The sequence below is a fragment of the Nonomuraea sp. NPDC052634 genome (assembly GCF_040678535.1).
Taxonomy (GTDB): domain Bacteria; phylum Actinomycetota; class Actinomycetes; order Streptosporangiales; family Streptosporangiaceae; genus Nonomuraea; species Nonomuraea fastidiosa.
In genome coordinates this window covers 44,895-65,417 of the sequence record NZ_JBFATY010000008.1, presented here as the reverse complement: position 1 = coordinate 65,417, position 20,523 = coordinate 44,895, and the positions used below count along the sequence as shown (strand labels likewise).

Below are 20,523 nucleotides of genomic sequence, written 5' to 3'. Positions count from 1 at the left end.
GCGGCTCACAGCGTGCCCCGGACGGTGCGCATGGTCTTCCTCCTGTGCGGGAAGGCGAGAAACGGTCACGAGGCTCGGTGCCGGAGCGCCTGGTCGATCTCGGTGATGGCCTCGACGGACACCTGCCGGATGCGGCGCAGCCGGTGCACGGTGCGCGCCTGCGGAGGCGGGCCCGCCCTGTCCTCGTCGCCGTGGGGTGGCGGCGGGCCGGGCCTCACGCCCCGCGGGTGCACTTCGTGCGGTTGTGACCTGCGCGTTTCGTCGGTGAGCATGGGCGCTCCTGATCTATAGCGGGGGTCCTGATCGGTTGCGGGCGAGGTCGGGGGCCTGCGGGCGGGCGCGGCCGCGTGCCGCGTACCCGGCCGGAGGCGGCGCGCCGTGCGGCGAGGAGCCGGCGCGGGACCGCCGGCCCCTCCTCCGCCGCGCGCTGAGATCGTCGTCCGGTCTCACGTCCCGCCGCCACGGCGACCCGCACCAGCGCCGTGGCGGCGAGCAGAACGGCGGCCGGCGGGACGGCCGAGGGCCCGTGCCCTGGCACTGCCGCCCGCCGGGACGGCCGGTCGATCGGCTCTGTGGCGCCCGCCCTGCCGATCGACCCGCCGATGCCGCGAAGATGAAGCCGGCCCCAGGCGCTACCCCTCGAGTTGGCCAGCACGCCAGCCGCTACCGCGCTGGCCAACAGCACCGCGCCGACTGAGTCGGGCACGTGCCGCACGGTGCCGGAGGGGCGGGGAAGCGCCGGGGCCGGCGCTGGGTGCGCTGCCACCGTTCCCGCACTGTCGGCGTACGGGCTTGGCAGGCCGCGCGCGGCCCGCACCCTCCCGTCGCCTGATGGCAGCGCCGGCATTCCGGCGCCTGCGCTCGTGCGCACCGGCGCGCCGCCCGAAGGCGGCCGGCCGGTCGAGTGAGCGCCGGTGTACGGCGCGAGCGAGGCGGAGAACCGCGCCGCGGCGCCGATGTCGGGACGGGACCCGTGAGGACGCCGGCCGTCGCCACGGAACCCGTCAGGACGGAAGCCATCCGAACGGGGCCGCCCTCCCCGCTGTCCTGGCCGGGGTGCGGCCGTGATGACCGCGGTCGCGCCCGTGCCTCGTGTGGTCGTCATCGGGCCGTCACCGCTCTCGCGGCCACGTTCGGGACGCTGACGCAGACCATGCGCTCCGTCAGCCCGGCACCGTGTGCCACCAAGCGGGGCCCGGCCGTCCGCGTACGCACCGGTCCCGCACCACCGGCGACCGTACGCGCGACCTTCGAGGCCAGGACGAGGTGCTCGCCGCAGCGCCGGGCCACCTTGGCCTCGAGACCGGCCACCTGCGCCAGCCTCAGCCGCATCGGCTCCAGCGACGACCGGCGTTCGAGCCCTTCGAGGTCGGCCAGCCTGGCGGGCCAGCGCAGCGCGTCGGCGCAGCGGGCCTCGACCTCGGCGGGCACGTCCCGCGCAGGGTGCCCGTCGTGGCACAGCCGGGTGGCGAGCATGACGGCGGTGAACGCCGTCTTGTCGAAGTCGGCCAGCCGTCCCTTGAGGGCCGCGCCCAGCATCCTGACGCGGTGGCTCAGGCAGACCGCACTCCACCCGAGCAACAGCAGCCGTTCCGGTCCCGTCTCCGTGTGCCAGCCGGCCAGCCGCAGCTCGCGGGCCATCCGGTGGTAGTAGCGCCAGCGGTGACGGGGGCTGTCCAGCCAGACCTGGAGGCCGCCCAGAGGCAGCTCGGCGACATGAACCTCGTCGCCCGCCTCATGCCCGGCCACGCGGGCGCAGATGCGGCGCACCGCCTGTTCCTGCCCGGCGGAGACCGGATCCTCCAGGAACCGGGAACCATCCCGGTGCTCCATGGTCATGTCCGGTGCCACCTCCTTACCCGGGGAACTCTCCAGAACCCGTAGGCTGTTAAGCCACAGTTACCACGCACTCCTGATAGTCCGCTTATATGGTGGGATATGTCAACTCACAGTTTGCGAATAAGTTGATACCCCTTCGCGTGGCAGAGCTTGCCCGCATGGCAGGGGACACCGGGCCCCGCGTCCCTTACGCTGGAAAAGTTCACGGGCGGTAGGAGGTGCGCCGTGGCGAACTTCGCCGAGCGGCTCGATCTCGCGCTGACCAAGCGCGGTTACACCGGCGCGCAGGTCGCCGCCGCCCTGACGGAGGCCGGCATCCCGATCACGCGCGCCTACATCAGCCAGCTGCGCACCGGCAAGCAGACCAACCCGACGCTCCAGGTGCTCAGGGCGCTGGCCTCGTGCCTGCAAGTGAGCGTGGGCTGGCTGGTCGGTGACGACTACCTCGAATCGGGCTCGGTCGAAGACCTGCAACTGCGGGCCGCCTCACTCGGGCTGGCCGCGTCCGGGCTGTCGGAGAGCTCGCTCGAAGTGCTGCGCGGCGTGGTCGAGCTGGCGCGCAAGGCCGAGGGCCTGCCGGAGGAGCCCGAGCGCGAGCGCACCGCCGACATCCCCGACGCGGTCGCGCCGCTGAGCGATCCGCAGCGCCGGGCGCTCGGCAAGCGGCTGCACGGCCTGCGCGTGTCCGCCGGGCTCTCGGCCGAGCAGGTCGAGACCGCGCTCGGCAAGGGCGCCGCGGCGATCCCCGCCATCGAGGAGGGCCGCATCGCGCCCGCGCCCATCACGGTCGAGCGCCTGCTGACCCTTTACGGCGTCACCGCGCCGCCCATCCGCGAGTACGTCCTGAGCCTGGCCAGGGGTGAACGCGAGGCCGCCTGGTACGACGCCCAGACGGTGCCGGTCTGGCTGGCCACCGGCTACGCGCTCGAACAGCGCGCCACCGTGATCCGCAGCTACCACACCCAGTTCGTCCCGCCGCTGCTGCAGACCGAGGAGTACGCGCGGGCCGCCATCACCGTGGCCGGCCCCGCCACCTACGGCCAGCAGACCGTCGACGAGGCCGTGGCCCTCGTCATGGCCCGCCAGGAGGCGCTGCCCCGCGACAACGGGCTGGTGCTGTGGGCCGTGATCGACGAGAGCGTGCTGACCCGCTCGATCGTCGGGCGGCACGTCCAGCTGCGCCAGCTCGACATGCTCCTTGAGCATGCCAAGCGGCCCAACGTCTCGCTGCACGTGGTGCCGATGGACGATCCCGTGTACGTGCCGCGCACCGGGCCGTTCACGATCTGGCGCTTCGCCGAGGCGTACGAGCCCGACATCGCCTGCGTCCACGGCATCGAGTCCGACACGCTGATCAGCGACGCGGCCTCGGTGGAGGTGTACCACCAGGCGTTCACCAAGCTGTCGGTGACGACGACCACCCGGGACGAGACGTTCGAGGTGCTCAACCAGCATCGCGAAAGGCTTTCGCGTTCGCTCGGGAAATGAGCGGCTTACCGCCGCACTAGATCTTTCACGCCGCGCCGCTTTCCGCCTGCCGGAAAGGTCGCTTCCTGCCGGTTGAATCGTCGAATACCGGGCCGCGCGCCACCCTGCCGAGATCGCCCTGGTTGGGCGGAGTAACCGCCTTGCGAGATCGTTCGTGCCGCGTCGCGCGCCTGCCCCACGAGCTCGTTGATGCGGGGCCGTACCCCGTCCCGTGAGATCGTTGTGCCGGGACCGCGCGCCTGCCCCGTGAGGTCGTTGATGCGGGGCCGCACTCCCGCCCCGTGAGGTCGTTGACGCAGGACCGCTTCCCGCCCGCGAGATCGTTGATGCGGGGCCGCTTCCCGCCTGCGAGATCGTTTATGCCGGGGATGGGGTAACTGACATATACCCAAAACCAATAGTTTTTCCGGTTGTTTTTCCCGGTCTGCGGGGGATCATAAGGCTTGGGTCATCGAGTGGGGTCCGTAAGGACAACTTTCTCCGAGATTGTGGGCGAGGGGAAAGGGGCAACACTCAATGCGTCAGCGTGCCATCCGAAATCTGGCGAAGCTGGAGCTGACCCAAGCGAGAGTCACCCGGATTCTCGACGCCGCGGCCGGCGGGAAGAACCATTTCTCGGCCGATCGTGACGTCGTGCGGCGCTACGACCAGGCCGCACCCGTCACCACCACGGCCGCCCGTGCCGTGCTGCGGTTCCTGACCCGGGTGGTCCACCACCTGGCGCTCCAGGGAGTGGACCAGTTCGTGATCGTCGGCAGCGGGGTGCCCAGCGGCCTGCCGCCGGGCCGGCAGTTGCACGACGTCGCGCGCAGGGGGCTGGCCGCGTCCGTGCCTCGCGTGGTCTACGTCGAGAACGACCCGATGGTGCTGGCCGGCGCGCGCGCCACCATCGAGCCCATCACCGATTGCGTCCGCGTCGTCGAAGGCGACCTGAGCGAGATCGACGAGGTGCTCGACGACCCCGTGCTGCAAACGTTCCTCGACTGGGACCGGCCCATGGCCGTGCTGCTGCTGTCGGCCTACAGCCTCAACGACGACGAGTACTTCCACTACGTGATCAAACGTATCCGCCAGGTGGCCCCCGAGCAGAGCTACCTGACGCTGGTGCAGACCACGTTCGACGCCATACCCGCCGAGCTGCTGCCGGCCATCCACGACCTGCTGGCGATGACGCTGCCGGGGCACGCCGTACGCACCCGGGAAGAGGTCAAGGCGCTGCTCGAAGGTCTGAACCTGGTCGAGCCGGGGCTGGTGTGGGTCCCGGACTGGCGGCCCGACGCCCTGGAGGACTGCGATCCCGGCGCGTCCGGCACGTACGGGGCCGTCGCGCACATCCCATGACACGGACGGCGGGGCCGGACAAGAACCGGCCCCCGCGCGAACGGCCCCTTCGAGCGGGGCCCGGTCGGCCCGGCCCGGCCCGGTCCGGTGGGCTCAGTCCCACCAGAACGACCAGGCGTGTCCCCCGATGATCTGCTCGGCGTACCCCTGCAGGTCGCCCGGCCCCTGCACCACGTTGTCAGGACAGAACGTCCAGTGCTCGGCCGCCACGTGCAGCGCGTGATCGGGATCGACCGGCGGCGCCGCCACGCTCAGGTCGAGCGTGTTGAACCCGACGCTCACCACTCGCGCCCCGAAGCGGTCCTCCCAGCTCCGCACGACCGCGGCCATCGGCACCATCCACTCGTTGTGGTGCAGCGCCCCCTGCCAGCCCATGACGGCCAGCGCGTCGGCGCCCCTGCCGGCCGCGACCAGCCCCAGCGGCATCCCCTTGGCCGCGAGCTCGCCGGCCAGCCACTCGGCCACCGCCTCGGGATCGGCCCGCAGCTTGCCGGGCGGTGCGGGACCCGGACAGATCGCGCCGAACGGCTCTAACTCCGACAGCGCCTCAGGCGGCATCTGCGCCACCCACTCCTCCCACACCTCGGCCATGAAGCCCTCGGCGGTGAAGTGGTCGATCTGGCGGGGATCGTCCGGCACGACCTGCCCGACCCCCCATGGCTGCGCCGACTCGTCCAGCAGCAGCGGCCACAGACCACTGTGCGGGTGCCATTCGCGCAGCAGCGCCCAGTCGGCGCCGGTCGCATGGTCATCGCTCATCCAGAACGCCGGTCGCGGTGCCTTGCCCTGCCCGGTGTAGCCGGGGTCCGGCCAGACGACGTCGCCGGGAGGCAGCGTGATGGGCAGTCTCCTCCCCCTGCCGCCGTCGGCGAACAGCTGGCACAGCTCGCGTGGCAGCTGATGATCGCTCATGCCCTACCGTTCCGATACCGAATGCTGTCTCGGAGATGGTAGTGCGGCCGGTCGTCTCGGCACCTGCGGCGGGGGCAGGGGTTGCGCGCACCGGGCAGAATGGTGGGCTGTGATCCCCTTCGACGCGGTTCTCACCGACTTCGACGGCGTGCTGCGCCACTTCGACCACGCTGCCCAGGCCGAGATCGAGGCCCGTTACGGCCTGCCGCTCATCAAGACGGCCTTCGACCCCGAGCTGATCATGCCGGCCACGCTCGGCCGGCGCACCGAGGCCGAATGGGCCGAGTCGATCGCGGTGGCCCTGGGCGGCGACGAGCGCGCCCGGCAGGCGGTGGCCGAGTTCATCGAGATCAGGTTCTGGGTGGACGAGCAGGTCAAGGAGCTGCTCGCCCGGGTGCAGGCGCACGTGCCCGTGGTCATCGTGACCAACGCCATGGACACCCTGGAGTCGCACATCGACATGCTCGGGCTCACGTACTTCGCCGACGCCGTGGTCAGCAGCGCCAGGGTCGGCGTGGCCAAGCCCGACCGGCGCATCTACGAGATCGCCGCCGAGCAGGCGGGTGCCGCGCCGGAGCGCTGCCTGTTCGTGGACGACCGGCTGCAGAACGTCGAGGCGGCCAGGGCGCTCGGCATGACCGGCGTCCACTACCGCACGTTCGACGATCTCGCCGCAGTGCTGGGTTGAACCGGGCCGGGTCGAACCGGGCCGGCCTGAATCGGGCCGGGTTGCATCGGGCGGGGATGAGCGGCGCCGGATTGAACCGGGCCGGGATGAGTGGGGTGGGGCGCCGCGCGATCGGGCGCCAGGAGCGAGCGGGCGTCTCCGGCGCGGCTCGCGCCGTCCGCGCCGGAGACCTTCCGGCCGCCGTCCCCCGCCCCTGCGGGCGGGCTGCGCTCCTCGCCGGGCTGGAGGAACGGCGGCTGAGCGCCGGTCAGTACCCGCCGTAGGGATTCTGGGAGGGGGGCCGGGTGGCTGGGGCGCTCGTCTTCTGGCCCGACGGCTTCGGCGCAGCGGCCGCCCCGTTCGAGCTGACCTTCGTGCCCTTCGGCGCGATCACGCCGATCAGGCCGTGCTTGGTGCCGTCGATGCCGGCGGAGAACCACAGGGCCTTCTCGCCGCCGGTCGCCGCGGTGCCACGCTCCAGGTCCCACAGACCGGGCAGCACGATCGGCTTGCCCGCGGAGTCGCGCAGCGCGCCGAGGTGACGGCCCCGCTTGTACGCGTGCACGGTGCCGTCGCCGAAGTTGCCGACGAGCAGCGCGCCCGCGTACTCGCCCCAGCCCTTGGGCGCGGCGGTCAGACCCCAGGGGGCGTTGAGCCCGGCCCGGGAGATGCGCCCGGTGAGCCGCCCGTTGGCGTTGAACCGGCTGACGAAGCCCTTGCCGTTGCCGAAGACCGGCTTGCCGGTCTTCGGGTCGCGCAGGGCGTAGGCGACCCAGATGTTGCCGTTGACCACCGCCACGTTGTAGGGCTTGTAGCCCTTGGGCAGCGCCGAGTCCCTGAACTGCCAGCGGGCCAGCTTGACGCGCCGGAAGTCCTGGTCGAAGGCGTGGATGCGGCCACTGGCGAAGTCGGCAGCCAGCAGGAACGCCTCGTCCTCGGTCTGGACGAGCTCCAGCCCCTTGTAGTCGGCGCCGCGGGTGAAGGCCGCGATGATCGCGTTGGCCGGGTCGACCTCCGCGTTCCAGCCGGTGATGGCGCCGCTCGGGCTGGAGAAGATGAACGTGGCCGGCTTGCCCTTGACGGTGAAGCCGTTGCCGGGGTTGAACACCTGGCCGGTCGGGGCTCCGCCCGGGATCGCCACCTCCGTCTTCTCCTTCTTGCCGGTGCCGGAGTAGACGGTGGCGGTGCCGGTCCCGGTGTTCGAGACCCACAGAGTCTTGCCCATGGCCAGGCCCCACGGGTTGACGACCTTGGGGTCGGTGACAGGGGCTTTGCCCTTGACGTCCGACACAAGGTTGATGACGTCGAAACGCGTCCTGGTGGTGGCGTGTGCGGGAGTGGTGAGAGTCGCTCCCAGAACGACCGCAACAGCGCAGAGTGTGATGATGCGTGGCCGCATCCGGTGCCTCCTAATGAGCGCTTGTGACGCGAGATACGTGGGCGGCGGGTAGCGGGTTCAGCCGGACCGGAAATGGAGTTCTCAGCCGTCCTGAGGGGGAGAGGAAAAGCATGAAAGTCTTGGGCATCGACATCGGCGGTTCCGGCATCAAGGGCGCGCCGGTCGACACGGAGACCGGTGAATTGGTGGAGGAGCGGCTGCGCATTGCCACGCCTGAGCCGTCGGGGCCGGACCCGGTGGCCGGAGTGGTGAGCGCGATCAAAGAACATTTCGACTGGAACGGTCCCGTCGGCGTGACCTTTCCCGGCGTCGTCGTGGGCGGTGTGGTGCGCTCGGCGGCCAACATCGACCGCTCGTGGATCGGCGTGGACGCGGCCCGGCTGTTCGGCGGCGCGACCGTGCTCAACGACGCCGACGCGGCGGGCCTGGCCGAGATGCGCTTCGGCGAGGGGCGCGGGCGGCAGGGGACGGTGCTGGTGCTCACGTTCGGCACCGGCATCGGCAGCGCGCTGTTCACCGACGGGGTGCTCGTGCCCAACACCGAGCTGGGGCACCTGGAGCTGCGCGGCAAGGACGCCGAGCACCGCGCCTCCGCCAGGGTGCGCGAGGAGCACGACCTGAGCTGGGAGAAGTGGGCGGGGCGGGTGGAGGAGTACCTGCGGCACGTCGAGATGCTGTTCTCGCCCTCGCTGATCATCATCGGCGGCGGTGTGAGCAGGAAGGCCGAGAAGTTCCTGCCGCACGTGAAGCTCGACACGCCCATCGTGCCCGCCGGTCTGCAGAACCAGGCCGGCATCATCGGCGCCGCCCACGCCGCCGCCGGACGCGCAGAGCCGCCGCAAGCGTCCGGCCGCGCGACGGCCGCGCATAGCCGCCGCAAGCCCCCGGACGCGTGACGGCCGCTGCAGGCCCGTCGCGCGCCGAGGTCTTTCACGGACGTGGTGCCCGAGCCGGTCACCGCGAGCAGGCCCGTCGCGCGCGCCGGGCCTTTCACTTCACGCCGGCGGCGTCAGCCTCCGAGGGCCTCGGCCATGGTGGCGAGGCGGCGCGCCAGCGCCTCCGCCTCCTCCGGGGTCATGGGGGAGTTCATCCGCTGCTCGACGGCCGTCACATCGGCCCTGGCCGCATCCAGGCGCCGCCGCCCCTCCTCGGTGAGCCGGGCGGGCAGCGCCCGGCCCGACGGGGCCGTCGCGGGCCGCTCGACGAGCCCGGCCTCCTGCAGGTGCTGCAGCAGCACGTTCATCGACTGCCGGGTGACGAACGTGCCGCGCGCCAGCTCGGCGTTCGACATGCCGGGCCGCTGCCTGAGCAGCTCCAGGCACGAGTACTGCGGGGTGGTCAGCCCGTGGGCGCGCAACGCGTCGTCCATGGCCGCCCGCAGGGCCGCCTGCACCCGCTTGAGCTGGTAACCCACGCTGAGATCGAGGTCCTCTTGCGCCATGTCAGCATTCTGACATACAGTCTCTATGTCAAAGTCCTGACATCGCAGAGGAGACACCATGACCGCCATCGGAATCGACTTCGTCGCCCTCCAGGTCCGTGACCTCGACAGGGCCGCCGAGTTCTACGAGAGCCGCCTCGGCCTCAAGCGCGCCCCCTCCGCCCCGCCCGGCGCCGTGGTCTTCGCCACCGAGCCCGTTCCCTTCGCCGTACGGGAGCCGCTCCCCGGCGTCGAGCTGCCCGAGCGCCCCGGCACCGGCGCCGTCCTGTGGTTCGCCGCCGACGACGCCCAGAAGCTGCACGACGAGCTCAAGGAGGCCGGCGTGCCGATCGTGGCGCCGCCGGCGGACGGCCCGTTCGGGCGCGTGTTCAGCTTCGCCGACCCCGACGGCTACGTGATCACCGTGCACACCCGCTAGGGCGGCGATATTTGGGATGCGCGCGGCGGGCGCGTGGGGCAGCATGGACGGTTGGCTCCGGTGACGCGGGGCTCAAATATCCTGAAAGCAGTATGGGAACGCCTTCGTTGTCCTCGCCGTCCACACCTTCCCACCAGGCCCACCCGGCCCACCAGGCCCGACCGGCCCGTGCCGATCGGCCGGCCCGGCCTTCCGGATCCCTCGCGGAGATCCAGGCCCGCCTGCCCGAGCTCATGCCGCGCGACCAGCGGCGGCTGCGGCGCAGGCTCGACGGCATGCGCCGGGTGCGCTCCCGCGAGGCGCGCGACAAGATCGCCGCCGAGATTCTGGCCGACGTGGAGCGTGCCGAGCAGCGCCTCGAACGCCGCCGCGCGGCCGTGCCGGCGGTGACCTACCCGGAGAACCTTCCGGTCTCGCAGCGCAAGGACGACATCCTCGCCGCGATCCGCGACAACCAGGTCGTGATCATCGCCGGCGAGACGGGCTCCGGCAAGACCACCCAGATCCCCAAGATCTGCCTGGAGCTCGGGCGGGGCGTACGCGGTGTGATCGGCCACACCCAGCCCCGCCGCATCGCCGCCCGCACGGTCGCCGAGCGCGTGGCCGAAGAGCTCGGCACCGAGCTGGGCGAGGTGGTCGGCTACAAGGTCCGCTTCACCGACCAGGCGAGCGACCGCACCCTGGTCAAGCTGATGACCGACGGCATCCTGCTGGCCGAGCTGCAGAACGACCGCATGCTCGACCAGTACGACACGCTGATCATCGACGAGGCCCACGAGCGCAGCCTCAACATCGACTTCATCCTGGGCTATCTGAAACAGCTGCTGCCCAAGCGCCCCGACCTCAAGGTCATCATCACCAGCGCCACCATCGACCCCGAGCGCTTCTCCCGCCACTTCGACGACGCGCCCATCATCGAGGTCTCCGGCCGCACGTACCCGGTCGAGGTGCGCTACCGCCCGCTGGGCGACGACGACGACCAGACGCAGGGCATCGTCGACGCCTGCCGCGAGCTGATCGGCGAGGGCCCCGGCGACATCCTGGTGTTCCTGTCCGGCGAGCGGGAGATCCGCGACGCCGCCGACGCCCTGGGCAAGGCCGAGTTCCGCAACACCGAGGTGCTGCCGCTGTACGCCCGGCTGAGCGCCGCCGAGCAGCACCGCGTCTTCCAGCCCCACACCGGCCGCCGCATCGTGCTGGCCACCAACGTCGCCGAGACGTCCCTGACCGTGCCCGGCATCAAATACGTCGTCGACCCCGGGTACGCGCGCATCTCCCGCTACAGCCACCGCACGAAGGTGCAGCGGCTGCCGATCGAGCCGATCTCGCAGGCCAGCGCCAACCAGCGCAAGGGCCGCTCCGGCCGTACGTCCGAGGGCATCTGCATCCGGCTGTACGAGGAGGAGGACTTCCTCAACCGGCCGGAGTTCACCGACCCCGAGATCCTGCGCACCAACCTGGCCTCCGTCATCCTGCAGATGACCTCCATCGGGCTGGGCGACATCGAGGCGTTCCCGTTCGTCGAGCCGCCGGACCGCCGCCAGGTCAAGGACGGCATCAACCTCCTGCACGAGCTGGGCGCGTTCGACGCGGGCAACAAGCTCACCCCGATCGGCCGCAAGCTCGCCCAGCTCCCCGTGGACCCGCGCCTTGGCCGCATGGTGCTGGAGGCGGAGAAGAACGGCTGCCTGCGCGAGGTCATGGTGATCGCCGCCGCGCTGTCCATCCAGGACCCGCGCGAGCGCCCCGCCGACAAGCAGCAGCAGGCCGACGAGAAGCACCGCCGCTTCGCCGACCCCGAGTCGGACTTCATGGCCTACGTCAACCTGTGGAACTACCTGCGCGACAAGCAGAAAGAGCTGTCCTCCAGCGCGTTCCGCCGGCTGTGCAAGGCCGAGTTCCTCAACTACCTGCGCGTGCGCGAGTGGCAGGACATCTACAGCCAGCTCCGCCAGACGCTCGGCGTCCAGCCCAACAGCCGGCCCGCCGACCCGCAGCAGATCCACGCCTCGCTGCTGGTCGGCCTGCTGTCCCACATCGGCGTCAAAGACGTGCTGGACAAGCAGCGCGATCAGGGCGGCCGCCGGCCGATCCAGGAGTACATCGGCGCGCGCAACGCCCGCTTCGCCATCTTCCCCGGCTCCGCGCTGGCGAAGAAGCAGCCGCAGTGGGTCATGTCGGCCGAGCTGGTCGAGACCTCGCGCCTGTGGGCCAGGGTCAACGCCAAGATCGAACCCGAGTGGGTCGAGCCGCTCGCCCAGCACCTGGTCAAGCGCACCTACTCCGAGCCCCACTGGGAGAAGAAGCAGGGCGCGGTGATCGCCCTGGAGAAGGTCACGCTGTACGGCGTGCCGCTCGTCGTCGGCCGCAAGGTCAACTACGGCCGCATCGACCCCGACCTGTCGCGCGAGCTGTTCATCAGGCACGCGCTGGTCGAGGGCGACTGGGACACCCACCACAAGTTCCTCAAGGAGAACCGCCGGCTGCTCGGCGAGGTCGAGGAGCTGGAGAATCGCGCACGCCGCCGCGACATCCTCGTGGACGACGAGACGCTCTTCGACTTCTACGACCAGCGGGTGCCCGCCGACGTCGTCTCGGCCCGCCACTTCGACGCCTGGTGGAAGAAGGCGAGCAAGGAGCAGCCCGACCTGCTCACGTTCTCGCCCGAGATGCTGGTCAACGAGGGCGCCGACGTCAGCGCCCGCGACTACCCCGACACCTGGAAGCAGCTCGGTCAGCGGATGAAGCTGACCTACCAGTTCGAGCCGGGGGCCGACGCCGACGGCGTCACCGTCCACGTGCCGCTGGCGCTGCTCAACCAGATCACCTCCGACGGCTTCGACTGGCAGATCCCCGGCCTGCGCGAAGAGCTGATCACCGCGCTGATCCGGTCGCTGCCGAAGAACCTGCGGCGCAACTTCGTACCCGCGCCCAACTACGCCAAGCAGGTGCTGGCCGGGGTCAAGCCGGGCGGCGAGCCGCTGCTGGAAGCCGTCGAGCGCGAGCTGTTCAAGCTCACCGGGGTACGCGTGCCGCGCGACGCCTGGCAGCTCGACCAGGTGCCCGACCACCTGCGCATCACGTACCGGGTGATCGACGAGAAGCGGCGCACGGTGGCCGAGGGCAAAGACCTCGACGAGCTCAAGCGCCGCCTGGCCCCGCGCCTGCGCGAGACGCTCTCCCAGGCCGGTGACGACCTCGAGCAGACCGGCCTGCACACGTGGAGCTTCGGCACCCTGCCCAAGGTGTTCGAGCAGGGACGCATGAAGGGCTATCCGGCGCTCGTGGACGCCGGCGACTCCGTCTCCATCAAGATCTTCGAGACCGAGGCGGAGCAGCGCCGCTCCCACTGGCCGGGCGTGCGCCGCCTGCTCCTGCTCAACGTCACCAACCCCGCCAGGTCCCTGCTCGGCGGCCTGTCCAACCAGGCCAAGCTGGCCCTGTCGCGCAGCCCGCACGGCGGCGCGGTGGCGCTGTTCGACGACGTGATCAACGCGGCGGTCGACAAGCTCATGCTGGAGGCGGGCGGCGCCGTCTGGGAGCCGGACGCCTACGACCGCCTCTACCAGCACGTCCGCGCCAACCTGTACGACACCGCGAGCGACGTGCTGGCCAAGGTCGAGCAGATCCTCAGCGTCTGGCACGAGGCGGGGGTCCGGCTGGAGTCCCTGCGCCCGAGCGCCGCCACCGACGACGTACGCGACCAGCTCGGCAGGCTCGTCTATCCCGGCTTCGTCACCGCCACCGGCTATCGCAGGCTGCCCGACGTGCTGCGCTACCTGCGCGCCATCGACCGCCGCCTCACCAAGCTGCCCGAGGACCCGTGGCGCGACGAGGAGTGGATGGACCGCGTCCACAAGGTCGAGGACGACTATGACGAGCTGCTGGACAAGCTGCCTCCGGCGCGGCGGAACGACCCCGACGTGGTGGAGATCCGGTGGATGATCGAGGAGCTGCGGGTGAGCTTCTTCGCCCAGACCCTCGGCACCCCCACGCCCGTCTCGGAGAAGCGCATCGCCAAGGCGATGGACCGGCTCCTGCCCTGAGCTTTGGCGCGGTCGCCGACACGCCCGGCGCGTGAGAGAATCGCCCCTTGCGTCGATTGTCCGGTTCTCCAGGGCCGGGTGGCCGGCGCTCCGTGGCCGTTCGCGCAGGAGGATCGATGATCAGAGCAGTGGTGTTCGACGTCGGTGAGACGCTCATCAGCGAGAACCGCATCTGGCGCCGCTGGGCCGAGCGGCTGGGCGTCACGCCCTTCGAGCTCATGGGCGCGCTGGGCGGCATGGCGGCCATGGACCGGCCGCACACCGACGCCTTCCGCCTGCTGCGCCCCGAAATCGACCTCGACGCCGAGGCGGCGGCCTGGGAGCGCGACGACCCCGATGGCCTGCGCAACCGCTTCGACGCCGATGACCTCTACCCCGACGTGCGCGAGGCGCTGGCGGCCATCAGGGCGGCGGGATACCAGGTGATCATCGCCGGCAACCAGCCGCGCCGGGCCTACGACGCGCTCGTGGCCATGGACCTGCCCGCCGACTCGGTGCACACCTCCGACGGCTGGGGGGTGGCCAAGCCGGAGGCGGGCTTCTTCGCCAAGGTGGCCGAGGTCGCGGGGTGCGCGCCCGGCGAGATCCTGTACGTGGGGGACAGGCTGGACAACGACGTGCTGCCGGCCGCGAAGGCGGGCATGCGCACCGCGCTGCTGCGCCGCGGCCCCTGGGGTTACCTGCACGCCGAAAGGCCGCAGGCGAAGGCCGCCGATGTCATCATCGACGACCTCCACGCCGTGCTCCCCGCCCTGCGCGACCTCACCTGAGTCACCTGGCGGGCGACCCTCGCGTGCGACTCCTTGCGGGCGACAGGCGAGGTCGCCGGACCGCGCCTGAGGTCCTCGGCGCGCGGGTCAGCTGAGGTGCGCGGGTCAGCTGAGGTCGTCCTCCGAGTCGATGCGCAGCGCCCGCTCCTCGGGCGACAGGTCGTCGGTGTCGCCGACGTACAGCGTGGCGATCTCCTCGCCGTCCAGGTCGGGGCCGAGCCCCTCGTCCGGCTGGGTCAGCCGGTGCTTGGGGCGCGGCCCGCGCAGCCGCTCGGGCGCCTCGCGCCGCAGGCGCTCGTCGAGCGTGTCGTGATGCCGGGGGTCGTCTTCGACGATCTCATGCCGGAATCCGAGGTCGTCGGTCCACTCCTCGACCTCGATCTCCTGCTCGTCGGCCAGACCGAACCGATCCGGCGGCAGCTCCGTCATACGACTACCCCTACCCTCTGGACGGGCCGGAATCCTAGGATCCGCCCTTCTTCGAAAGCCTGGGCCGGTTTCCGGGCGGCCCTGTAGCGGCACCCGCTACCCGAGGGGTCAGCGTCCAATCGCGGAGCCGACGAGCGAGCGCGGGTCGGCCGCGCCCGCCAGCATGCCGTCCTCGCGTACGTCGATGAGGTGGGCGTGGCCGAACGAGCTCCCGTAGGGGAGCGCCGCCACCCGGTGGCCGAGCGCCGCGAGCCCGTCGGACCAGCCGGCGCCCTCCTCCAGGTCGAGCACGGCGTCGTCGGGCGCGTCCCAGGTGTCGAACCCGGTGCCGCCGGTGCCGAGCCGCCAGCGCGGCGCGGCGATCGCGCGTCCCGGCTCCTCGCCGTGGCGCAGCAGGCGGGTGATGACCTGCAGCAGGATCTGCGGCTGGGCGTCGCCGCCCATGGTGCCGACGACGGACCTGAGCGTGCCGTCGGGGCGGGTGATCAGGGCCGGGGTCAGCGTGTGGGGCGGGCGGCGGCCGGGGCCGTACTCGGCGGGATGGCCGGGCTTGAGCGAGAAGCCGATGCCGCGGTTGTGGAGGTTGATCCCGGTACGGGGCTCGAACACCATGCTGCCGAACCCGGCCGCGTTCGACTGGATGAGCGAGACGCCCATGCCGTCGCCGTCGACCACGCACAGGTACGTCGTGTCACCGGGCTGTGCGGGCGCGGCGAGCCGCAGCCTGGACCGGGAGTCGATACGCGCCCGCCGCCGGTCGATCTCGGCCGGGTCGAGCAGGTCCTTGGCGTCCTCGTGCAGCACGTCGAGCCGGTCGTGCCCGGCGATCCTGGCCGACTCGGCGAGCAGGTGGGCCCAGGCGGGGTGGGCCGGCGATGCGGGCAGGTCGAGGCCCTCGGCGATGGCGAGGGACATCAGCAGCAGATAGCCCTGGGAGTTGGGCGGCATCGAGTAGACGTCGTGTCCGTACGCGCGGGTCTTGAGCGGCTCCACCCAGTCGGCGCCCGGCAGCGCCAGGTCGGCCTCGATGTACTCGCCGGCCCCGAGCTCCATCAGGCCCTGACCGAACTCGCCCAGGTAGAAGCCCTTGCGGCCGCGTTCGGCCACGGCCTTGAGCGCGCGGGCCACGCCGGGCCGGGTGACGCGGTCGCCCGCGGCGCGTACGGAGGCGAAGTCGCCGCCGCCGGGCCGCCGGGCGGCGCTCGCCGCGCCCGCCGGCATCAGCGGCGAGGCGGGGAACCCGGCTTCGGCCAGCCGGATCGCGGGCGCCAGCAGCTCGGCCATGGGCAGCCTGGCGTACTTGGCGTGGAGCGCGACCCAGCCGTCCACGCACCCGGGCACGGTGACGGATCTGATGTCGTGCAGGTGGGGCATGCGGGTATGGCCCTCGGCCCGCAGGCGGGCGGGATCGGCACCGGATCCGGCCCGTCCTGAGGCGTTCAGCGCGGTGACGGTCGCACCGTCGTGGACGAGGGCGAACAGGTCGCCGCCGAGCCCGCACATGTGGGGGGCGACGACCGCGAGCACGGCGTTGGCGGCGATCGCCGCGTCGGCGGCCGAGCCGCCGCGCTCCAGCATCGCCAGCCCGGCCGCCGATGCCAGGTGGTCGACGCTGCACACCATGCCGGATGGCGCGTATCTCGTGTTGTGCACGGCACGAGCGTACGCGCCTTCGTCACGCCCGACGTCACTCCTTCTCGCGCAGCCGCGCCTTGGTCTCCTCGAGCTCCTGGCGCAGGGCGGCGATCTCCCGCTCCAGCTCCAGGATGCGGCGGATGGCGATGAGCGTCATGCCTTCCTCGGCCATGCGGGTGACGTGCTGGACGATGAGGATGTCGCGCCGCGAGTAACGCCGCTGGCCGCCGCTCGACCGGCTGGGCTTGATCACGTCGTGCTGGTCGAGCCGGCGCAGGAAGGCGTGCTGCACCTTCAGCATCTCCGCCACCTGCCCGAGCGAATAGAGAGGCGCGTGCTCGTCGTCGAGGGGCAGGTCCGGCATGTCATCTCCTCACGTGGTCGGGGGCGGGGGCGGTCCGAGGATGCCCGCCCCCGGACCGCGTGTCAGGCCTTGAGAGCCTTGGGCTCGCCGCGCCGGATCGCTACCTTACGCGGCTTCGCCCGCTCCAGAACGGGGATGCGCACGGTGAGCACGCCGTTCGCGTAACCCGCGTCGATCTTGTCGCTGTCGAGGTGCTCCGACAGGTAGACACGCCGCGTGAACGTGCCCATCGAACGCTCGCGCACGAAGAGCCGCGCGTCGTCGGGAACCTGCTCCTCGCGCCGGGCGGTGACGCTCAGGACGCCGCGGTCCACGGTCACGTCGATCGAGTCGGGGTCGATGCCGGGCAGGTCGAAGCGCAGGATCACGTCGTCGTCGCGGCGCACGCCGTCCATCGGCATGATCGCGCCGTCGCCGTCGAAGGCCTGCCGGGCGATGCGGTTGAACTGGCGCTCGAACTCCTGCAGGAACGGGTCGATCGAGGTCAGCAACATTTCCACGTCCCTCCCTTGTTGGTTGTGAGTCTGTAGCTAACCTCCAACTTCAGTTATAGGTTAGCTACTCATCCGTTCGCAACCAAATCGGGGGAAAACCTATTCCCGCCCAGGTCAGGCGAGGATGCCGCTCAGCAGGCCGAGCACATGCCACGTTCAAACGCGGTCAGACGAATTCCGCGGGCTGGTCCCGGCTCACCAGGGCCGCGTAGTGCCCGCCGCGGGCGATCAGCTCGTCGTGGGTGCCGCGCTCCACGATCCGCCCGTGGTCGAGCACCACGATCTGATCGGCGTCGCGCACGGTGGACAGGCGATGGGCGATGGTGATCGTCGTACGCCCCTTCGCCAGCGCGTCGAGCGCCTCCTGCACGGCCTTCTCCGTCTGCGTGTCCAGCGCGCTGGTCGCCTCGTCGAGCACCAGGATCGGCGGGTCGCGCAGGATCGTACGGGCGATGGCCAGGCGCTGCTTCTCGCCGCCGGAGAAGCGGTAGCCGCGCTCGCCCACCACCGTGTCGTAGCCGTCGGGCAGCGCCGCGATGTGGTCGTGGATGCGCGCCGCCCGCGCCGCCGCCTGAAGCTCCTCGTCGGTGGCCGACGGGCGGGCGAAGCGCAGGTTGTCGGCGACGGAGGCGTGGAACAGGTACGTCTCCTGCGAGACCACCCCCACGGTCGCGCTGAGCGTCGCGAACGTCAGCTCACGCACGTCCACGCCGTCGATGGTGACCCGGCCGCCGGTGACGTCGTACAGGCGGGGCAGCAGGTAGCTCAGCGTGGTCTTGCCCGAGCCCGTCTCGCCCACGATGGCCAGCGACGAGCCCGCGGGCACCGTCAGGTCGATACCGGTGAGCGTGGGCGTGTCGCCGTAGGAGAAGTCGACCTGCTCGAAGCGGACCTCGCCGCGCACGTCCGTCAGCTCCCGTGTACCGGGTTGGATGTCCACCGGCAGGTCGAGATACTCGAAGATGCGCCCGAACAGCGCCAGCGAGGTCTGCACCTCGACGCCGAGCCGCAGCAGCGACACCATCGGCCGGAACAGGCTCGTCTGCAGCGTCGTGAACGCCACCAGCGTGCCCACCGAGATCGCCTCGGTGTGACCTGCGGCCCAGTAGATGGTGGCGGGCATGGCGGCCATCACGAGCTGGATGGACGCCTGCCGCCAGCGCCCCGCCATGCTGGTGGCGACGCCCAGCTCGGCCAGCTCGTGCGAGGACCTGGCGAAGCGCTCGGTCAGCTCCGCCGAGCGGCCCATCGTGCGCCCGAGCAGGATGCCGCTGATCGACAGCGACTCCTGCACCATGGAGGCGATGCCGGCCAGCTTGCGCTGCCGCTCGGAGGTGATGCGCTTGCGCTCGGCACCGACCTTGCGGCTGATCCACACGAACACCGGCAGCAGCGCGAGCGAGAGCAGCGTCAGCCGCCAGTCGAGCGCGGCCATGGCGGCGACCGTGGCGATCACCGTGGTCAGGTTGGAGACGAGCGAGGCGGCCGTCGAGGTGACGACCGCCTGCATGCCGCCGATGTCGTTGGCGATGCGCGACTGCACCTCGCCGGTTCTGGTGCGGGTGAAGAACGCGAGCGACATGCGCTGCAGGTGGGCGTAGACGGAGACGCGCAGGTCGTGCATGACCCGCTGGCCCACGGTGGTGGACACCAGCGTCTGCAGCACGTCGAACACCGTCGTCGTGATCGCCACGAGGATCATGCCGAGCGCCAGCAGCGTGAGCAGCCCGGCGTCCCTGGCCGGGATCGCGACGTCGAGCACTTCGCGCAGCAGGAACGGCGAGGCCAGCCCCACCAGCGAGGACAGCAGGATGAGCAGGGCCACGACGGCCAGGCGGCCGCGGTAGGCGCCGAACAGCCTGATGATGCGCCCGATCGGCGCGCGCGGTTCCTCCGCCAACGTGGAGCTCCCTTCGCAGACGGCCATCCCCACAGAGGGTAGGTCGCGGCCGGCCGGCGAGCCGCGCGCGGGCGGGCCAGGAACAGCCTGCGCCGCGACGACTTCGGCGCCCGCCGGAGAGCCGCGCGTGGATGGGGTCAGGACTGATCCGGCAGGTTCCTCGGCAGGTAGCGCCCGGACAGGCGGGCCAGCTTCAGGCTGAGGTGCAAGGCCAGCCGCTCACCGCCGTCCTTCAGGTCGGTGCGCGCCAGCTCCTCCACCCGCTGCAGCCGGTAGTACAGCGAGGTGCGGTGCAGCCGCAGCGCCCGCGAGGTGGCCACCGCGCTGCCCGCCAGGTCGAGGTACGTCTCCAGCGTCTCCAGCAGCGGCAGGTACTGCTCGTCGGCGAGCAGCCCTTCGAGCCCCGGATGCAGCTCCTGGTCGGGCAGGCGGGTGAGCATCCGGTAGACGCCGAGCCTGGCCCACTCCGCCGTGGGCCCGAGCCCCGGCACCCGGGCCGCCACCTCGGCCGCGCGCCTGGCCTCCCGGTACGACTCCGCCGCCTGCGCGAGCTCCGGCCTGGACCGCCCGATCCCGACCACCACCGGCACCGGCATGGCCGCGTGCAGCTCGTCGGCCGGCACCGGCGGCCCCGCCGTGAGCAGCACCCCGTGGTCGTAGCGCACCAGGTGCAGCGGGTGGTGCCCGCTCAGCCGCCGCCGCAGCGCCAGCAGTCCCTGCTCCACCGCCAGCCGGAGCGCGTCGTCCGGCTCGGCCGTACGCGGCCTGGCCACCTGTACGGTCACCGGCTGCGACTGCGGGAAGGCGCCGGCCTCGATGAGCTGCCTGGCCGCGTCCTCCTCGCCGAGCAGCAGCCCGGTCACCGCCTCCAGCTCCCGCTGCGAGGCGAGGTCGCCGGCCAGGCTCTCGTGGAATAAGGCCAGCGCCAGGCCCGGCGCCGCGCGGGCGGCCTCGGCGACGTCGGCGTCGGGCATGGGCGGTTCGGCGTCGATGAACCACAGGAAGCCGAGCAGGCCGTCGGCGTGCCGTACGGGGACGCAGACCCGCGGCAGCAGCCCGAGCTGCGGCGCGCCCGGGGTGCGCAGCGGCTCGGTGGCCTCGTTGATCCCGGCGGCGCGCAGCCACTGCCGCACCTCGGGCACGGTGTGCCGGCGCAGGATCGAGTCGCGGCGGACGTCGTCCACCGCGCCGCTCTGCTCGCTGTAGGCGACCACGCGCTGGTTGCGGTCCTCCAGGAGCAGGGGGCGCCCGAGACGCGTGGCGAGCTCGTCCACGGCCCGCTGAAGATCCGCCACGATGGCACCTTTACCTGCATTTTTCATCAAATGACGGAAATGTCACTACAGGTCTTCCCTACAACTGCTCGGTGATCTCCGTCAA

At 71.4% G+C, this 20,523-nt stretch carries 18 protein-coding genes; 7 read left to right on the top strand and 11 right to left on the bottom strand.

Annotated elements, in window-relative coordinates; genetic code table 11:
- Window positions 1-65: 65 nt before the first annotated feature.
- Both AB0K67_RS29335 and AB0K67_RS29330 read right to left on the bottom strand, forming a co-directional pair.
- Window positions 66-272 carry a hypothetical protein gene (locus tag AB0K67_RS29335; protein ID WP_364066815.1) on the bottom strand — a complete coding sequence of 69 codons (207 nt, stop codon included), beginning with the start codon at window positions 270-272 and terminating at the stop codon, window positions 66-68.
- 829 nt (window positions 273-1,101) lie between these two features.
- The gene (locus AB0K67_RS29330) at window positions 1,102-1,839 is read right to left on the bottom strand and encodes a hypothetical protein (RefSeq protein ID WP_364066813.1); all 738 of its coding nucleotides are present in this window, start codon (window positions 1,837-1,839) and stop codon (window positions 1,102-1,104) included.
- A gap of 225 nt (window positions 1,840-2,064) precedes the next feature.
- Here AB0K67_RS29330 and AB0K67_RS29325 point away from each other — a divergent pair, with 225 nt between their 5' ends.
- Window positions 2,065-3,327, top strand: coding sequence for a Scr1 family TA system antitoxin-like transcriptional regulator (locus tag AB0K67_RS29325; protein WP_364066811.1), 1,263 nt, complete (start codon window positions 2,065-2,067; stop codon window positions 3,325-3,327).
- A 516-nt stretch (window positions 3,328-3,843) separates the two neighbouring features.
- The gene (locus tag AB0K67_RS29320) at window positions 3,844-4,668 is read left to right on the top strand and encodes an SAM-dependent methyltransferase (protein WP_364066809.1); all 825 of its coding nucleotides are present in this window, start codon (window positions 3,844-3,846) and stop codon (window positions 4,666-4,668) included.
- A 93-nt stretch (window positions 4,669-4,761) separates the two neighbouring features.
- Here the strand turns inward: AB0K67_RS29320 and AB0K67_RS29315 are convergent, their stop codons facing one another.
- Window positions 4,762-5,580 (bottom strand): DUF4253 domain-containing protein, encoded by an 819-nt coding sequence (locus AB0K67_RS29315; protein WP_364066807.1) that lies wholly within the window; start codon window positions 5,578-5,580, stop codon window positions 4,762-4,764.
- Window positions 5,581-5,689: 109 nt separating this feature from the next.
- On the opposite strand from AB0K67_RS29315, the gene AB0K67_RS29310 reads away from it, so the two are divergent.
- Window positions 5,690-6,268, top strand: coding sequence for an HAD-IA family hydrolase (locus AB0K67_RS29310; protein WP_364066805.1), 579 nt, complete (start codon window positions 5,690-5,692; stop codon window positions 6,266-6,268).
- Window positions 6,269-6,515: 247 nt separating this feature from the next.
- Here the strand turns inward: AB0K67_RS29310 and AB0K67_RS29305 are convergent, their stop codons facing one another.
- On the bottom strand, window positions 6,516-7,538 hold the full coding sequence (locus AB0K67_RS29305; protein WP_364066803.1) for a TIGR03118 family protein: 1,023 nt from the start codon (window positions 7,536-7,538) through the stop codon (window positions 6,516-6,518).
- 218 nt (window positions 7,539-7,756) lie between these two features.
- Between AB0K67_RS29305 and ppgK the strand changes: the two genes are divergently transcribed.
- Entirely contained in the window at window positions 7,757-8,542 is a 786-nt protein-coding gene (ppgK, locus tag AB0K67_RS29300) for a polyphosphate--glucose phosphotransferase (protein WP_364066801.1), read from the top strand.
- Window positions 8,543-8,655: 113 nt separating this feature from the next.
- Here the strand turns inward: ppgK and AB0K67_RS29295 are convergent, their stop codons facing one another.
- Window positions 8,656-9,087, bottom strand: a complete 432-nt coding sequence (locus tag AB0K67_RS29295) for a MarR family transcriptional regulator (protein ID WP_364066799.1) — start codon at window positions 9,085-9,087, stop codon at window positions 8,656-8,658.
- A gap of 58 nt (window positions 9,088-9,145) precedes the next feature.
- On the opposite strand from AB0K67_RS29295, the gene AB0K67_RS29290 reads away from it, so the two are divergent.
- The 3 genes from AB0K67_RS29290 (at window position 9,146) to AB0K67_RS29280 (ending at window position 14,321) form a co-directional block, all read left to right on the top strand.
- Window positions 9,146-9,505, top strand: coding sequence for a VOC family protein (locus AB0K67_RS29290; protein WP_364066797.1), 360 nt, complete (start codon window positions 9,146-9,148; stop codon window positions 9,503-9,505).
- 209 nt (window positions 9,506-9,714) lie between these two features.
- Window positions 9,715-13,551, top strand: coding sequence for an ATP-dependent RNA helicase HrpA (gene hrpA, locus AB0K67_RS29285; RefSeq protein WP_364067195.1), 3,837 nt, complete (start codon window positions 9,715-9,717; stop codon window positions 13,549-13,551).
- 116 nt (window positions 13,552-13,667) lie between these two features.
- A complete protein-coding gene (locus tag AB0K67_RS29280) occupies window positions 13,668-14,321 on the top strand; it encodes an HAD family hydrolase (RefSeq protein WP_364066795.1) in 654 nt (217 codons plus the stop codon).
- 105 nt (window positions 14,322-14,426) lie between these two features.
- On the opposite strand, the gene AB0K67_RS29275 is transcribed toward AB0K67_RS29280, so the two are convergent.
- The 6 genes from AB0K67_RS29275 to AB0K67_RS29250 form a co-directional block, all read right to left on the bottom strand.
- Window positions 14,427-14,750: a DUF5709 domain-containing protein gene (locus AB0K67_RS29275; RefSeq protein WP_364066793.1), complete on the bottom strand. Its 324-nt coding sequence runs from the start codon at window positions 14,748-14,750 to the stop codon at window positions 14,427-14,429.
- 108 nt (window positions 14,751-14,858) lie between these two features.
- Window positions 14,859-16,403, bottom strand: coding sequence for a gamma-glutamyltransferase (locus tag AB0K67_RS29270; protein ID WP_364066791.1), 1,545 nt, complete (start codon window positions 16,401-16,403; stop codon window positions 14,859-14,861).
- A 34-nt stretch (window positions 16,404-16,437) separates the two neighbouring features.
- Window positions 16,438-16,749 (bottom strand): MerR family transcriptional regulator, encoded by a 312-nt coding sequence (locus AB0K67_RS29265; RefSeq protein ID WP_364066789.1) that lies wholly within the window; start codon window positions 16,747-16,749, stop codon window positions 16,438-16,440.
- A 62-nt stretch (window positions 16,750-16,811) separates the two neighbouring features.
- Window positions 16,812-17,243, bottom strand: coding sequence for an Hsp20/alpha crystallin family protein (locus AB0K67_RS29260; protein ID WP_364067193.1), 432 nt, complete (start codon window positions 17,241-17,243; stop codon window positions 16,812-16,814).
- 166 nt (window positions 17,244-17,409) lie between these two features.
- Window positions 17,410-19,143, bottom strand: a complete 1,734-nt coding sequence (locus tag AB0K67_RS29255; RefSeq protein WP_364066787.1) for an ABC transporter ATP-binding protein — start codon at window positions 19,141-19,143, stop codon at window positions 17,410-17,412.
- A 137-nt stretch (window positions 19,144-19,280) separates the two neighbouring features.
- Window positions 19,281-20,438, bottom strand: coding sequence for a helix-turn-helix domain-containing protein (locus AB0K67_RS29250; RefSeq protein WP_364066785.1), 1,158 nt, complete (start codon window positions 20,436-20,438; stop codon window positions 19,281-19,283).
- Window positions 20,439-20,523: the final 85 nt, after the last annotated feature.

What these genes read in the sequence shown, in the direction of transcription:
- AB0K67_RS29280 (WP_364066795.1), top strand. Translation starts at nt 13,668, where the DNA reads ATGATCAGAGCAGTGGTGTTCGACGTCGGTGAGACGCTCATCAGCGAG.
- AB0K67_RS29260 (WP_364067193.1), bottom strand. Translation starts at nt 17,243, where the DNA reads ATGTTGCTGACCTCGATCGACCCGTTCCTGCAGGAGTTCGAGCGCCAG.
- AB0K67_RS29290 (WP_364066797.1), top strand. Translation starts at nt 9,146, where the DNA reads ATGACCGCCATCGGAATCGACTTCGTCGCCCTCCAGGTCCGTGACCTC.
- AB0K67_RS29330 (WP_364066813.1), bottom strand. Translation starts at nt 1,839, where the DNA reads ATGACCATGGAGCACCGGGATGGTTCCCGGTTCCTGGAGGATCCGGTC.
- AB0K67_RS29320 (WP_364066809.1), top strand. Translation starts at nt 3,844, where the DNA reads ATGCGTCAGCGTGCCATCCGAAATCTGGCGAAGCTGGAGCTGACCCAA.
- AB0K67_RS29335 (WP_364066815.1), bottom strand. Translation starts at nt 272, where the DNA reads ATGCTCACCGACGAAACGCGCAGGTCACAACCGCACGAAGTGCACCCG.
- ppgK (WP_364066801.1), top strand. Translation starts at nt 7,757, where the DNA reads ATGAAAGTCTTGGGCATCGACATCGGCGGTTCCGGCATCAAGGGCGCG.
- AB0K67_RS29295 (WP_364066799.1), bottom strand. Translation starts at nt 9,087, where the DNA reads ATGGCGCAAGAGGACCTCGATCTCAGCGTGGGTTACCAGCTCAAGCGG.
- AB0K67_RS29275 (WP_364066793.1), bottom strand. Translation starts at nt 14,750, where the DNA reads ATGACGGAGCTGCCGCCGGATCGGTTCGGTCTGGCCGACGAGCAGGAG.
- AB0K67_RS29265 (WP_364066789.1), bottom strand. Translation starts at nt 16,749, where the DNA reads ATGCCGGACCTGCCCCTCGACGACGAGCACGCGCCTCTCTATTCGCTC.
- AB0K67_RS29315 (WP_364066807.1), bottom strand. Translation starts at nt 5,580, where the DNA reads ATGAGCGATCATCAGCTGCCACGCGAGCTGTGCCAGCTGTTCGCCGAC.